This window comes from Luteimonas saliphila, assembly GCF_016774335.1.
Taxonomy (GTDB): Bacteria; Pseudomonadota; Gammaproteobacteria; order Xanthomonadales; family Xanthomonadaceae; genus Luteimonas; species Luteimonas saliphila.
The window spans coordinates 1-13,111 of the sequence record NZ_JAETWA010000042.1; the positions used below are offsets into that span (position 1 = coordinate 1).

Annotated in this window: 8 protein-coding genes; 5 read left to right on the forward strand and 3 right to left on the reverse strand. The window is 67.4% G+C overall.

The features are described from left to right. On the forward strand, nucleotides 1-315 hold a 315-nt coding region (locus JMO03_RS12690; RefSeq protein WP_202841030.1), incomplete at its 5' end, for an integrase core domain-containing protein. Between the two features lie 460 nt (nucleotides 316-775). On the opposite strand, the gene JMO03_RS12695 is transcribed toward JMO03_RS12690, so the two are convergent. Further along, nucleotides 776-3,424, reverse strand: coding sequence for a TonB-dependent receptor (locus tag JMO03_RS12695; protein ID WP_202843887.1), 2,649 nt, complete (start codon nucleotides 3,422-3,424; stop codon nucleotides 776-778). A 331-nt stretch (nucleotides 3,425-3,755) separates the two neighbouring features. After that, the gene (locus JMO03_RS12700; RefSeq protein WP_202844507.1) at nucleotides 3,756-5,378 is read right to left on the reverse strand and encodes an alpha-glucosidase family protein; all 1,623 of its coding nucleotides are present in this window, start codon (nucleotides 5,376-5,378) and stop codon (nucleotides 3,756-3,758) included. A 345-nt stretch (nucleotides 5,379-5,723) separates the two neighbouring features. Here JMO03_RS12700 and JMO03_RS12705 point away from each other — a divergent pair, with 345 nt between their 5' ends. Both JMO03_RS12705 and JMO03_RS12710 read left to right on the forward strand, forming a co-directional pair. After that, a complete protein-coding gene (locus tag JMO03_RS12705) occupies nucleotides 5,724-7,223 on the forward strand; it encodes an MFS transporter (RefSeq protein WP_202843888.1) in 1,500 nt (499 codons plus the stop codon). Nucleotides 7,224-7,234: 11 nt separating this feature from the next. Beyond that, nucleotides 7,235-8,947: an alpha-amylase family glycosyl hydrolase gene (locus tag JMO03_RS12710; RefSeq protein WP_202843889.1), complete on the forward strand. Its 1,713-nt coding sequence runs from the start codon at nucleotides 7,235-7,237 to the stop codon at nucleotides 8,945-8,947. Between the two features lie 129 nt (nucleotides 8,948-9,076). On the opposite strand, the gene JMO03_RS12715 is transcribed toward JMO03_RS12710, so the two are convergent. Next, nucleotides 9,077-10,138, reverse strand: a complete 1,062-nt coding sequence (locus JMO03_RS12715; RefSeq protein ID WP_238346155.1) for a LacI family DNA-binding transcriptional regulator — start codon at nucleotides 10,136-10,138, stop codon at nucleotides 9,077-9,079. Nucleotides 10,139-10,445: 307 nt separating this feature from the next. Here JMO03_RS12715 and thrS point away from each other — a divergent pair, with 307 nt between their 5' ends. Both thrS and infC read left to right on the forward strand, forming a co-directional pair. Next, nucleotides 10,446-12,350 carry a threonine--tRNA ligase gene (gene thrS / locus JMO03_RS12720; protein ID WP_202843890.1) on the forward strand — a complete coding sequence of 635 codons (1,905 nt, stop codon included), beginning with the start codon at nucleotides 10,446-10,448 and terminating at the stop codon, nucleotides 12,348-12,350. Between the two features lie 94 nt (nucleotides 12,351-12,444). After that, complete coding sequence (gene infC, locus JMO03_RS12725; RefSeq protein WP_187471201.1) at nucleotides 12,445-12,966, forward strand: translation initiation factor IF-3; 522 nt, start codon at nucleotides 12,445-12,447, stop codon at nucleotides 12,964-12,966. Nucleotides 12,967-13,111: the final 145 nt, after the last annotated feature.

The following is a 13,111-nucleotide window of genomic DNA, read 5'->3' on the forward strand; positions in this document are numbered from 1 at the left end:
CTGGGGCGGGTACAAGTGCCCTTCCTGCTGCGTTCCGACAATGGCTTGGTGTTCACCAGCCGCGACTACACCCGGCTGGTGCGCAGCTACGGTCTGCAGCGGGAGTTCATCACCCCGCACTGCCCACAGCAGAACGGGATGGTCGAGCGGGTGATCCGCACCTTGAAGGAGCAGTGTGCGCACCGACACCGGTTCGAGAGCCAGCAGCACGCCAGCCGCGTGATCGGTGACTGGATCCAGTTCTACAACCACCGGCGTCCGCACCAGGCGCTGGGCATGAAGACCCCCGCTGAGGCATATGCTTTAGCGGCCTGACCTGTGCAGAAACCGCTAGGTCATTACATGGCTCGCGAATCGAAAGCAGGCGCTCGCCGCAGCGCGTACCCCGCGGACTGGCTTTGGCCGAGACTGCCGAGGCAGCCGCGGCCGCGATGCCCGTTGCGTGAGCGCCACGGGGTCTGGTTCGGGTGCAGGCAGGAATGGCGGCTCGCGCCACACGCGAGACCGGCGAGCTTGGCGACGAACCGTTCCGTATGAGCAATGGCGCGGCCGCGCCCGCCCGTGCCGTGAGCCAACGTGCTCGATGCCGCGGCATCCCGGCTCCGGGCCCAAGGGCGCGGATCGTTCGCGGAAGAATGCGAGCCCGTACTCGTGGCGTCTCCGCGCGGAGGCGTCGGCAGGCCTCGGCGAGGGCGAGGACAGGGTGGGCGCCTGTGGAGAAAAGCCCCTGCCTGGGGGAGGGCCAGGCAGGGGCGCAAGTGCGCCGGGGCGCCGATCAGAACTTGTAGCTGAAGCCCGCCAGCGTAGTGCGGCCGTACTCGAAGTAGCGCTCCGGACGGTTTTCCGGATCGCCGTCGTTGTAGGCGGCGAATGGTTCGTCGCCGATATTGCTGACCTGCAGGTACAGCGACAGGCCCTGCAGCGCGCCCTGGTTGAAGCTGTAGTTCAGCTGCGCGTCCTGGACGGTTTCGCCGGCGATGCTGATGGTCTGGTAGTCGGCCCCGAAGCCACGGGTCTCGCCGCGGAAGTCCGAGCGCGTGCGCCGGCTGTAGCGGATCGAGAAGCCGCCGCGCTCGTAGTAGAGGGTCGCATTGGACACGTACTTCGACAGGCCGCTGAGTGGCTCGGAGCTGCCCGGGCCGTTCGGGTGGATGGAACTGCTGGTGTCCGAGTAGGTGGCGATGAGACCCAGGCCGTCGAGCGGCTTCCACAGCACGTCCAGCGGCAGCGACGCCGTCAGTTCGATGCCACGGATCGTCCCGCCTTCGCCATTGAAGGGCTGGTTGATACGGCCGATCGTCGAATCCGGATAGGTGACCTGGCCATCGACCGGCGGCGGCAGCGGGAAGCCGGCGAAGTCGAACGCGACGTCCTGGGTGTAGATGTAGGTCTTCAGATCCTTGTGGAACCATGCCGCGCCGAGGTAGCCGCGGTTGCCCGCCTCGGTGGTGAAGTACTTTTCCACCGACACGTCCACGGCGTCCGCCAGCCACGGCCGCAGCCTGGGGTTGCCGCCGGTGGCCGTCCATTCGGATCGCGCGTTGTCGATGCTCACGTCCATGCCGGCCCGCATCTGGTCCATGCGCGGGCGCGCCATCTGCCGTCCCAGGCCCAGACGCACCACCGTTTCCGGTAGGAACTCCAGACCGAGGTTCAGGCTCGGCAGGAAGACCGAGTAGCTGATGCCGTCCGACACCGGCGTGCCCGCCGGATTGCCGGTGAAGGTGCTGTAACCCTCGGAACTCTGGTCGATATAGATCTTCTGGAAACCGACGTTGCCGCGCAGCGGCATGCTGCCCAGGTCGGTGTCGACGCCGGCCTTGAAGTAGAGGGTGGACAGCTCCTCGTCGACCGACCAGTTCTTGGCGGCGATGTCCTGGTGGAAATTGCCGACCAGGTTGTAGATGCCCGAGTTCAGCACGTCGTTCGCGTCGAAGACGCCGAGCCGCCCGATACCGCCGAAGTTGAAGTCCTGGATGCCACCGGGGAAGGGGGCGGTCACGCCATACATGCCGCCGGTGCAGTCGGTCAGGCACAGCTTGGCCTCGAGCGAGCTTTTCTCCTTGGTGCGCTTGGTGTAGTTCGCCCCGAAATCGATGTTGCGGAAGAAGCCGTCGTCGAAGTTGCGGATGGCGTTGAGGCGGACCGAATCGATCTTGTCCTCGATCGTGAAATCCTTGAGGTAGCCGTCCTGGCCCCAGCCGCCGGCATCGGTCAGCACCAAGGTGCCGGGATCGTCGAACGTGGCGCCGAGCACGTAGTTGTAGAACTGCCTGCCCGGATCCAGCGAGACGTCCAGGGTCGTCGCGCCCCCGTTGGTGGAGACGCCCGCATAGGTCTCGAGCACGCGGAACTCGCGTTCGACATCCGATGTGGAGATATCCGCGTTGAGCAGCCAGCTCTCGCCGATGTGGAACTTGTTGTTGAAGCCGATCGAGTTGAGCGTGTCGTCGATCGGGTTGCTGTCCATACGGATGACGGGATGGACGTTGTTCCAGGTGCTGTCGGTGATGGTGTTGTTGCCCGCGACCGTGTAGCCGGGCTGCAGGATGCCGGTGCCCCAGATGGTGCCGAACTCCATGCCGGTCTTGATCTCGGTCTTCTCGAACTTGGAGTAGAACCAGTCCAGCGTGCCTTCGTACAAGTCGTTGGGCTTGAACTGCAGCGTCGCCGCCACGCCGGTGCGCTCGTGGTTGTTGTCGAAGCGGTACAGCTTGCCGCCACCGAGTACGGTGGTACCGTCCGGGCCGTCGGTGAATCCCCATACTTCGTTCTGGAAGCCCGGCTGGGGGCTGTCCATCTTCGACACCGCCAGCATCAGGCCGACGCGGTCGTCCGCGAACTGGTCGATGTAGGTCGCGCTGAGCCGATATCCGTTCTCTTTCTGGTCGCGGATCCTGTTCTGGTCGTAGCGTGCGTTGACGCTCATCACGCGCTCGTCGAACGACAACGGCCGCACAGTTTGCAGGTCGACGGTGCCCGACAGGCCTTGGCCCACCAGTGCCGCGTCCGGCGTCTTGTACACCACCACCTGGCTCAGCAGTTCCGACGGGTACTGGTCGAATTCCACGCCACGGTTGTCGCCGGTGCTGGCCTGTTCGCGGCCGTTGAGCGTGGCGGTGGAAAAGTCGCCTGCGAAGCCGCGGATGTTGATCTGGGTCGCCCGGCCGCGCTCGCGCTGGGCGGTCAGGCCGGGCAGGCGGGCGATGGATTCGGCGATGCTGGAGTCGGGCAGCTTGCCGATGTCCTCGGCGGAGATCGCTTCGACGATCGAGGTCGACGTCTGCTTGGTATCGATCGACTTCTCGATTGCCGAGCGGATGCCGGTGACCCGGACGCGGTCGAGTTCGGTGGCGTCCTCGGCCGCGGCCTGCGGCGCGTCCTGGGCCTGTGCCTGTACGGAGGCCAGGGCGATGGCGGACATCAATGCGGCACTGAGCAAATCTCGTTTTGGATTGACCATCTCCCCTCCACTCCCGAAAGTCTGTCGTTCTGGTTGTCGGTGTTCGCTGCGAGTGCGGCCCCAAACCGGAAGCTGCAACCGGCGCGCGACATCCCCCTGCCACGCGTCGCAATGGTAGTCGCCGGATTGCGTGAAGGCGCCGTCCTGCATACGTATTCATGTGATCCGCGCGCCTGCGCGGCGAACGCTGCGATGCGCAAGGCGGGCGTGCGAACGTCGGCATCGCAATCGCCCGGGTGAGGCCCCAGCGATTGCCTTGGCACCGGTTGCGGTGGCGGTCGGTCGCTCGTGCCTATGCGGACGTGGGCGCGCGGGCATCTCCGACGCGGTCCACATCGACCCGCTGTACCGACGCTACGTCCTGCACCAGCTCTCCGAAGTACGCACCGTGCGGCGGCAGCGACAGGCGGCGGTCCGCGAGTCCGCCCGCCTGCACGCCGTGTCCTTCGAGCGTGCGCGACACGTCAACAGACAGCCCGGCTTCGACCGGCGAGTCCGACAGGTTGAAGGCGATCAGCAGGCGCTGTTGCGTGCATGCGCGGACGAATGCCAGGACCGGCTCCGGGGTCTCGAGGAAGAAGATGTCGCCCTCCTGCAAGGCCGGCTGCGATCGACGCCACTGCAGGAAAGTGCGCGTCGCGTTGAGCACGGAATCGGGGTCTGTAAACTGGGCGTCGACGCTATGCATGCGATGCGCGTCCGCCACCGGCAGCCAGGGCGTGCCGGAAGTGAAGCCGCCGTGCTCGCCGCCGTCCCACGGCATCGGCGTGCGGCAGCCGTCGCGGCCCTTGAAGTTCGGCCAGAACGCGATGCCGTACGGATCGCGCAGCGACTCGAACGGCACCTCGGCTTCCGGCAGCCCCAGTTCCTCGCCCTGGTACAGGCACACCGAACCGCGCAGCGAACACACCAGCGCGACCAGCATCTTCGCCAGCCCCGGGCCGGCATCCGCGCCGCCCCAGCGCGTGACCGCGCGCTGCACGTCGTGGTTGGAGATCGCCCAGCACGGCCAGCCCTCCGTCATTGCCGCTTCCAGCCGTTCCACCGTGCCGCGGATGTAGGCGGCGCTGAACTCGTCGGTCAGCAGTTCGAAGCTGTAGCCCATGTGCAGGCGGCGCGGCGTGACGTATTCGGCGGTGGTGGCCAGCGAGTCCTCGGAGGAGATTTCCCCGAGCGTGGTCGCACCCGGGTAGCGGTCGAGCAGGGCGCGCAGCGCCTCCAGGAACGGCAGGTTCTCCGGCTGCGTATTGTTGTGGTGGTGGTACTGGTAGGCGTAGGGGTTGTCGGTACTGAAGCCGCGGCCCGCGCGCAGCTCCACGGGCTTGGGCGGGTTGTCGCGCAATTGCCGGTCGTGGAAGCAGAAGTTGATCGCGTCCAGACGCAGGCCGTCGACGCCGCGGTCGAGCCAGAACTTCACGTTGTCCAGCGTCGCCGCCTGAACCTCGGGATTGTGGAAGTTGAGGTCGGGCTGCGAGGCCAGGAAGTTGTGCAGGTAGTACTGTTCGCGCCGCGGCTCCCAGCGCCAGGCGACACCGCCGAATAGCGACATCCAGTTGTTCGGCGGGGTGCCGTCCGGTTTCGGATCGGCCCATACGTACCAGTCCGCCTTCGGGTTGTCGCGGCTCTGCCGGCTTTCGCGGAACCAGGCGTGCTGGTCCGAGGTGTGGCTGAGCACCTGGTCGATCATCACCCGGATGCCGAGCGCATGCGCCCTGGCGAGCAGCCGGTCGAAGTCGTCGAGCGTGCCGAACAGCGGGTCGACGTCGCGGTAGTCGGCGATGTCGTAGCCGAAGTCGGCCATCGGCGAGCGGAAGAACGGCGAGATCCAGACCGCATCGACGCCGAGGCTGGCGACGTAGCCGAGACGCTCGATGATGCCGGGCAGGTCGCCGACGCCGTCGCCGTCGGTGTCCATGAAGCTGCGCGGATAGATCTGGTAGATCACCGCGCCGCGCCACCAGTCGTCCGCTCGCCCTGCCGCCACCCTGCACCCCGACCCCGTTTCGACGGGCGCCACTATTCCACAACGATCGACCGTCCAAGCCGGCGCCGGCGCACGCGCCGCGATGAATACGTATGCAGGTCGATTCTCCGTCGCCCGGCGCGGGGCCTTGCCCTCGCGCGCAGAAGTGGCAGAAAACAAGCGGTTTCTCGACATTTCGGCGCGCAGGCGACGCGTCGGCTGCTGCTGCATCGCCGCAGGGACACACTCCGGGTTTCCGTGGACAATGCGCGCGTCGCAACGGGGAGTGCGGGTCGTATGGCGAGCAAGCCGCAGCTGTCGTTCTGGCAGATCTGGAACATGTGCTTCGGATTCCTCGGGATCCAGTTCGGCTTCGCGCTGCAGAACGCGAACGTCAGCCGCATCTTCCAGACGCTCGGCGCCGACATGGAGCAGGTGCCCGGGCTGTGGATCGCCGCGCCGCTGACCGGCTTGCTGGTGCAACCGGTGATCGGCTACTTCTCCGACCGCACCTGGACGCGACTAGGGCGTCGCCGGCCCTATTTCCTGTGGGGCGCGATCTTCTCGACCCTGGCGCTGTTCGTCATGCCGAACTCGCCGCAGCTGTGGATCGCCGCCGGCACGCTGTGGATCCTCGATGCCTCGCTCAACGTCTCGATGGAGCCCTTCCGCGCCTTCGTCGGCGACCAGCTGTCGCCGCGTCAGCGCCCGACCGGCTACGCGATGCAGAGCTTCTTCATCGGCGTGGGCTCGGTGGTCGCGAGCCTGCTGCCGTGGCTGCTGGCGAAGGCGGGCGTGGCCAATACCGCAGGCCCGGGCGAGGTGCCGGACACGGTGCGCTTCGCGTTCTATGCCGGTGGCGCGGTACTGTTCCTCGCCATCCTGTGGACGGTGCTGCGCTCGCGCGAGTACCCGCCGGAGGTGCTGCGCGCGTTCGACGATGCCGAGCCCGAGGGGCCGCCGCGCCGCGATGCCGCGGTGCCGGGTGCCGCGGGAGGCCTGCCATGGCTGATTGCCGGCGCGGTCGGCATCGTCGCGATCTGGCATTCCGGCTGGGACCGGCTGCTGTACGTGCTGGCGTCGCTGCCGCTCGCCTACGGCCTGTTGCGCCTGATCGCTCCCTCGCTGCGCGAGGGAGCGATGTTCGCCTCCCTCACCGCCGACCTGCACGACATGCCGGGCACCATGCGCCGGCTCGCGGTGGTCCAGTTCTTCTCCTGGTTCGGCCTGTTCTGCATGTGGATCTACACCACGGCTGCGGTCACCCGCGTGCACTATGGCACCAGCGACACCGCGTCCGCGGCCTGGAACGAGGGCGCGAACTGGGTGGGCGTGCTGTTCGCGGCCTACAACGGCTTCGCCGCCCTGGCCGCGATCGCGATCCCGTGGATGGCGCGGCGCATGGGGCTGCGCGCCAGCCATCTGGTCAACCTGTGCCTTGGCGGCCTCGGGCTGATCTCGATCGCCTTCATCCGCGATCCGCAATGGCTGCTGCTGTCGATGGTCGGCGTCGGATTCGCCTGGGCCTCGATCCTGTCGTTGCCCTACGCGATGCTCTCCGACAGCCTGCCGGCGGCGAAGATGGGCGTGTACATGGGCATCTTCAATTTCTTCATCGTGATCCCGCAACTGGTCGCCGTGAGCATACTGGGCGTGCTGCTGGCGCATGTGCTCGGCGGCGATCCGATGCGCGTGCTGATGCTCGGTGGCGCCAGCCTGGTGGTGTCCGGGCTGTGCGTGCTGCTGGTGCGCCGCGCCGTGCCACGTGCGCGCGACGAACACACATCCATCGCCTGAGGAAACCGAGGATGCACCCACGCCTCCTGTTGCCGGCCTGCGCACTGCTGCTGTTGTCGGCCTGCGCCAGCCATCCCGCGCCGCGCACCGTCGTCGGCGACGCCTACGGCACGCTCGAACCCTTCGCGTCCGAGGCGGTGTACTTCGTCGTCACCGACCGTTTCGTCAACGGCGATCCGTCCAACGACCAGCGCGATCAGGGCGGCGAGCGCCGTACCTTCGACATCCCGCTCGGGCCCTGCGACGGCGTGGCGGGCAACATCGGCTACCTCGGCGGCGATTTCCGCGGCATCGCCGACAACCTCGACTACATCCGCGGCATGGGCTTCTCCGCGGTTTGGATCACGCCGGTGGTCGACAATCCGGACGAAGCGTTCACCGGGGGCGAGCCTCCGGGCTGCGGCAGCATCCTCACCGACCGCGGCAAGACCGGCTACCACGGCTACTGGGGCGTGAACTTCTTCGAGTTGGACGAGCACCTGCCCAGCCCCGGCCTGCAGTTCCGCGACCTCGCCGCCACGATGCATGGGCGCGGGATGAAGCTGGTGCTCGACATCGTCGGCAACCACGGCTCGCCGGGGTGGACGATGACCACGCCGCAACCCGGGTTCGGCAAGCTCTATGACCGCGACGGCGCCCTGATCGCCGACCACCAGAACCTGCCGCCCCGGAAGCTCGACCCCGCAGGCAATCCGCTGCACGCGTTCTACAACGCCACCGGCCCGGTCGATGCGGAGGACGGGTCGATCCTCGACGGCAACCTCGCCCAGCTCGCCGACTTCGACGCCGGTAACCCGGCGGTGCTCGAATACCTGGTCGACGCGTACAGCCATTGGATCGACCAGGGCGCCGACGCGTTCCGTATCGACACCATCGCCTGGATGCCGTCGTCGTTCTGGCAGGCATTCAGCGAGCGCATCCGCGCCAAGCGCCCGGGCTTCTTCATGTTCGGCGAGGCCTTCGACTACGACGCGGCGAAGATCGCGGTGCACACGCTGCCCGGCAAGGGCGAGGTGAGCGTGCTCGATTTCCCGATGAAGCAGGCGATGGAAGAGGTCTTCGGGCGCAAGCAGGCCGGTTTCGAACGACTGGCGCCGACGCTGTTCCTCGAGGGCGGGCCGTACGCCAATCCCTACGAGCTGGCCACCTTCTACGACAACCACGACATGCCGCGCATGGACGCCGGCGACGAGGGCTTCATCGACGCGCACAACTGGTTGTTCACCGCGCGCGGCATCCCGGTGGTGTACTACGGCTCGGAGGTCGGCTTCATGCGCGGCCGGGCCGAGCACGCCGGCAACCGCAACTATTTCGGCCAGGCGCGCGTCGACGCGGCACCCGACAGCGCGATCCACCGCAACCTCAGCCGGATCGCGACGCTGCGCCGCGGGACGCCGGCGTTGCAGCGCGGGCTGCAGGTCAACCTCCGGCTGGAGGGCGAGACGGCGGCTTTCTACCGTGTCCACCAGCACGGTGGCGACGTGCAGACCGCGCTGGTACTGCTGAACAAGGGCGACGGAGCACGGCGCATCGTCGTCGACGCCCTCGTGCAACCGGGAGATTGGCGCGACGCGTTCTCGGAAGAGACGGTGCGCATCGCGGATCGCATCGACATCGAGGTGCCCGCCCACGGTGTCCGTGTACTGCTGCGCGACGCGCCGATCGACGCGCCCGAACTGCAGGCGGCGCTGGGGCGGGCCATGGCGGCTCCGCACGCGGAGTAGGGTGCCGCCACGCGGCAGCGTCCGCGCCTTCGCGCATGGCATGCAGCATCCGCAGTCGCGAGCCCAGGCAATCGCACACGTGGCCGGCTCGCAGCCCGTTTGCGGGTGGCGGCGGAGCGGGTGCCTCGGCTACGCCACCGCGCCGCTGGACTTGCGCACCACCAGCGATGTCGGCAGCCGCGTGCGTTCCGCCGGTTCGCCGTTGACCAGGTGCACCAGGGCCTCGACCAGCAGCTCTCCGGCGCGGATCGTGTCCTGCACCACCGTGGTCAGCGCCGGGGTGGCGATGCGCGCCGCGGGGATGTCGTCGAACCCCACGATCGCCACGTCCTCCGGGATGCGCAGGCCATTCTCCTGCAAGGCATGCATCGCGCCGATCGCGATCAGGTCGCTGGCCGCGAACACCGCGTCGAACGGCAGGCCGCGGCCGAGCAGGGACAACGCCGCGGCGTAGCCGGAATCCTCCGCGCTTTCCGCGTCCACCTGCAGCGCGCGGTCGAGCGAAAGCCCGGCCGCGCGCAACGCCTCTTCGCAGCCGCTGTAGCGGTCGAGGAACTCGGGGTAATGGTTCGAGGCATCGCCGAGGAAGGCGATGCGGCGGCGCCCGACGGCCAGCAGGTGTTCGCCGGCCAGGCGCCCGCCGCCGACGTTGTCGCAGCCGATCGACAGGCCCGGCTGGTCCGGCATCACCGCGCCCCAGCGCACGAACGGGGTGCCTTGTTCCACCAGCTTCATGAGCTTGCCCTGGTGGGCGAGGTAGTCGCCGTAGCCGAGCAGGATCAGGCCGTCGGCCTTGTGGCTGTCGCCGTATTCGGCATGCCAGTCGTCGGAGAACTGCTGGAACGAGATCAGCAGGTCCTGGCCATGGCGCGCGCAGGCGCGGGTGATCGAACCCAGCATCGGGAAGAAGAACGGGTTGATGTGCGACTCGTCCGGGGTCGGGTCCTCGAACAACAGCAGCGCCAGGGTGCCGGCGTGCTGGCGGCGCAGGCCGGAGGCGTTCTTGTCGACCTTGTAGTTGAGCTGCTCGGCGATCGCCAGGATCCGCTTGCGGGTCTCCTCGTTCACCATCGGGCTGCCGCGCAGCGCACGCGACACCGTCGGCTGGGACACCCCGGCCAGGTGGGCGATGTCGAGCGAGGTGGGCTTGCCGCGGATGTTCATGCCGGAGACGCCGGGAGCAGGCGGCATCATGCCACCTGCCGCGCGGGCGGCCCGGTGCAGCGCAGCATCGCCCGATCCGGGGTAGAATCCGGGCTCGACCCGACCACGAGGTGGCCCGCGGAAACGCCGGCCGAGCGTGCGACATGAGCACTACCACCGCCCACCGCTGACCGACCGCGAGGCTTCCCTCCGAAAGGGCGCCCTCGTGGCGCTTTTTTTGTGGCCGCCTGGCGGCCACGGGAACCGGGAATGGGGAATAGGAAATCGCAACGCGGTTCCCCTCCCGCCGGTTCCCGGAACAGACGCCCGTCGATTCCCCATTCCCCATTCCCACATGATCACCATCACCCTCCCCGACGGCAGCCGCCGCGAGTTCGACCATCCGGTTTCCGTCATGGAAGTCGCGCAGTCCATCGGTCCTGGCCTGGCCAAGGCCACCGTCGCGGGCAAGGTCGACGGCCGCCAGGTCGACGCCTCCGACCTCATCGACCACGACGCCACGCTGCAGATACTCACCCCGAAGGACCCCGAGGGCGTCGAGATCATCCGCCACTCCTGCGCGCACCTCGTCGGCCACGCGGTGAAGCAGCTGTACCCGGACGCGAAGATGGTGATCGGCCCGGTGATCGAGGAGGGCTTCTACTACGACATCCACGCCGAGCGCCCCTTCACCCCCGACGACCTCGCCGCGATCGAGCAGCGCATGCGCGAGCTGGTCGCGCAGGACTACGACGTGGTCAAGAAGATGACGCCGCGCGCGGAGGTCGTCGAGGTGTTCCGAGCCCGCGGCGAGGACTACAAGCTGCGCCTGATCGACGACATGGGCCCGGAAGTCACCGCCATGGGCCTGTACCACCACCAGGAATACGTCGACATGTGCCGGGGGCCGCACGTGCCGAATACGCGCTTTCTGAAGGCGTTCAAGCTGCTGCGCATCTCCGGCGCGTACTGGCGCGGCGATGCGAAGAACGAGCAGCTGCAGCGCATCTACGGCACCGCCTGGGCCGACGAGAAGCAGCTCAAGGCCTACATCCAGCGGATCGAGGAAGCCGAGAAGCGCGACCATCGCCGCATCGGCAAGGCGCAGCAGCTCTTCCATCTGCAGGAAGAGGCGCCGGGCCTGGTGTTCTGGCACCCGAAGGGCTGGGCGGTGTGGCAGGTGGTCGAGCAGTACATGCGCCGCGTGTATCGCGAGACCGGCTACGGCGAGGTGCGTTGCCCGCAGATCCTCGACGTCGAACTCTGGAAGCAGTCCGGCCACTGGGACAACTACAAGGACAACATGTTCTTCACCGAGTCCGAAAAGCGGACCTATGCGGTGAAGCCGATGAACTGCCCCGGTCATGTGCAGGTGTTCAACCAGGGCCTGCACAGCTACCGCGACCTGCCGATCCGCTACGGCGAGTTCGGCAGCTGCCATCGCAACGAGCCTTCCGGGGCGCTGCACGGCATCCTGCGCGTGCGCGGCTTCACCCAGGACGACGGCCACGTGTTCTGCACCCCCGACCAGGTCGAGGGCGAGGTGCGCGCGTTCCATGCGCAGGCGCTGAAGGTCTATGCCGACTTCGGCTTCGAGGACATCCAGATCAAGATCGCGCTGCGCCCGGAATCGCGGCTCGGCGACGACGCCACCTGGGACAGAGCCGAGGCCGCGTTGCGCGACGCCTTGCGCGCCTCCGGCGTGGAATGGCAGGAGCTGCCGGGCGAAGGCGCGTTCTACGGCCCCAAGATCGAGTACCACCTGAAGGACGCGATCGGCCGCACCTGGCAGCTCGGGACCATGCAGGTCGACTTCATGATGCCCGGGCGCCTGGGGGCCGAATACGTGGATGAACAGAGCCAGCGGCAGACCCCGGTGATGCTGCACCGGGCGATCGTCGGCTCGATGGAGCGGTTCATCGGCATCCTGATCGAGCACCATGCGGGGTCGTTCCCGGCCTGGCTGGCGCCGGTCCAGGCAGTGGTGATGAACATCACCGACGCCCAGGCGCAGGCCGTCGAATCCGTGGCCAAGGCATTGAATTCGAAGGGTTTGCGGGTGGTCGCCGACGTCCGCAACGAGAAGGTGGGGTACAAGATCCGCGAGCACACCCTGCAGCGGGTGCCGTACCTGCTGGTGGTGGGCGACCGGGAGAAGGACGCCGGCGAGGTCGCGGTCAGGACCCGGGCCGGCGAAGACCTCGGTACCATGTCCCTGGATGCCTTCGCCGAGAGGCTGGCGGGTGAATCCCGCGGCTGACGGTTGTATCGTGGCCGAAATCCGTTAAAAATCTGTACGAACGGCCCGGCGGCCGCCCCGATGCCGCCGGCTTCTTCCATTCCGGAGACGCAGTATTAGCACCCCAGACAAGCAGAATCGCCGCAACAACGAAATCCGCGTACCGCGCGTACGCGTGATCGGTTCCGACGGAGAAATGGTCGGCGTGTTGTCGCGCGACGAAGCCTTGAAGATGGCAGAGGACGAAGGCCTCGATCTGGTCGAGATCCAGCCCAACGCGGATCCGCCGGTCTGCAAGATCATGGACTTCGGCAAGTTCAAGTTCGAGATGCAGAAGAAGGCCAACGAGGCCAAGAAGAAGACCCGCCAGGTCGAGATCAAGGAAGTGAAGTTCCGCCCCGTGACCGACGAGGGCGACTACCAGATCAAGCTGCGCAAGATGCGCGGCTTCCTGGAGGAAGGCGACAAGATCAAGGTCAACATCCGCTTCCGCGGTCGCGAGATGAGCCACCAGGAACTCGGGCGCGAGATGGCGTCGCGGATCGAGGCCGACCTCGGCGAGGACATCGTCATCGAATCGCGCCCGCGCCTCGAAGGCCGGCAGATGGTGATGATGATCGCCCCAAAGAAGAAATAATCGCGGGCGCAGCCCGCGATACGTCCGTTCCCCTCCACCCGTTCACGGCGCGCTCGCGCCGCGCGCTGGTTCCGCCCGCCATGCGGCGGCCGGGAGGCCTGCCGGAATGGTGTCGCGGCTGAAGCCGCTCCTACGAAAGAAGCAC

Excerpts from the sequence above, each read along its gene's own strand:
- JMO03_RS12710 (WP_202843889.1), top strand. The coding sequence starts at position 7,235 with ATGCACCCACGCCTCCTGTTGCCGGCCTGCGCACTGCTGCTGTTGTCG.
- JMO03_RS12695 (WP_202843887.1), bottom strand. The coding sequence starts at position 3,424 with ATGTCCGCCATCGCCCTGGCCTCCGTACAGGCACAGGCCCAGGACGCG.
- JMO03_RS12715 (WP_238346155.1), bottom strand. The coding sequence starts at position 10,138 with ATGCCGCCTGCTCCCGGCGTCTCCGGCATGAACATCCGCGGCAAGCCC.
- thrS (WP_202843890.1), top strand. The coding sequence starts at position 10,446 with ATGATCACCATCACCCTCCCCGACGGCAGCCGCCGCGAGTTCGACCAT.
- JMO03_RS12705 (WP_202843888.1), top strand. The coding sequence starts at position 5,724 with ATGGCGAGCAAGCCGCAGCTGTCGTTCTGGCAGATCTGGAACATGTGC.
- JMO03_RS12700 (WP_202844507.1), bottom strand. The coding sequence starts at position 5,378 with ATGGACACCGACGGCGACGGCGTCGGCGACCTGCCCGGCATCATCGAG.